Raw genomic sequence first — 1,067 nt, forward strand, 5'->3', positions numbered from 1 at the left:
AATAAACACTCGTTATATTTACGTAGATAAGTTCACGCTATTTCTTTGCGGATAACCAGTGGTTGTCGATGATTTATGGGGTGATTGCAGCTTGTAAAGAATACGGTGGTTTTCTTTACTCGGTAGTAAGCAAGAGATTTTATGGTATAGTATTCAAAGGTATTACCTTTTGATATTGAGGCGGCAAAATGGCAACATCAGTAAAACTTGATGATGATCTGAAAAGCCGGATCCAGCACTTAGCTGAAGTGCGGCATCGTTCATCGCACTGGATCATGCGCGAAGCGATTCGAGACTATGTTGAGCGTGAGGAAAAACGAGAATCTTTCAAACAGGATGCGCTGCGCGCCTGGGAAGCCTACCAGGAAAACGGACTGCATCTGACGCTTGAAGAAGCTGACGCATGGCTGGCGAAGCTTGAAGCGGGCGAAGATGCGGAGCTGCCTAAGTGCCACATCTGATCTGGTCTCCGCCAGCTCTCGCTGACGTACAGCGACTCTATCGCTTTCTTGCCCTGAAAGATGAAGGCGCGGCTCGACGTGCCATCAAAACAATACGGGCAGGCGTGAAAATACTGGCACACCAGCCAGAGGCAGGACGTCCAGTTGAAGATATGGAACCAGTGTTTCGGGAATGGCTGATCGATTTCGGAAGTAGTGGCTATATCGCGTTGTATCGCTTCGATGGTGAAACCGCAACGATTCTTGCCGTGAGACATCAAAAAGAAGCCGGATACTAAAGATTAAGAAAGAAGTCAATCGCTACCGCACCAACTCCCACCTATTTATCGCCATCCAACTTTGTGCTGTGCGCCTGTATGGACTAGCGGGGGCATTTGAACAGAAACTTACGGTCTCCGGGTTTTGCGTGAGCCAGTCATTCAATATCTGGCGGGTTCGGAACAAAGGATAGCTCCTTTTTGGAATATAATCACACGGGATTCGACATGTCTTTTTCAACAGCCTGTTAAATGCTTCAAAAGCGGGTTGCTTTGCTGGCTCAAAGAAAATGCTCATATTCTTCCGGCAATATATTCAAAAGTGCTTCTTCCGTAATCGAATACAGAT

Annotated in this window: 2 protein-coding genes; both read left to right on the plus strand. The window is 46.9% G+C overall.

The genetic code is table 11. The features are described 5' to 3' along the window. Window positions 1–188 precede the first annotated feature (188 nt). Entirely contained in the window at window positions 189–461 is a 273-nt protein-coding gene (locus ACOCD2_RS21525; protein WP_293649656.1) for a CopG family ribbon-helix-helix protein, read from the plus strand. Next, a complete protein-coding gene (locus tag ACOCD2_RS21530) occupies window positions 449–739 on the plus strand; it encodes a type II toxin-antitoxin system RelE/ParE family toxin (protein ID WP_293650438.1) in 291 nt (96 codons plus the stop codon). Before ACOCD2_RS21525 ends, ACOCD2_RS21530 begins: the two co-directional genes overlap by 13 nt. The last annotated feature ends 328 nt before the right edge of the window (window positions 740–1,067 follow it).

Origin of the sequence: Thiolapillus sp. (assembly GCF_048562965.1) — a bacterium.
GTDB classification, from domain to species: domain Bacteria; phylum Pseudomonadota; class Gammaproteobacteria; order Chromatiales; family Chromatiaceae; genus Thiolapillus; species Thiolapillus brandeum_A.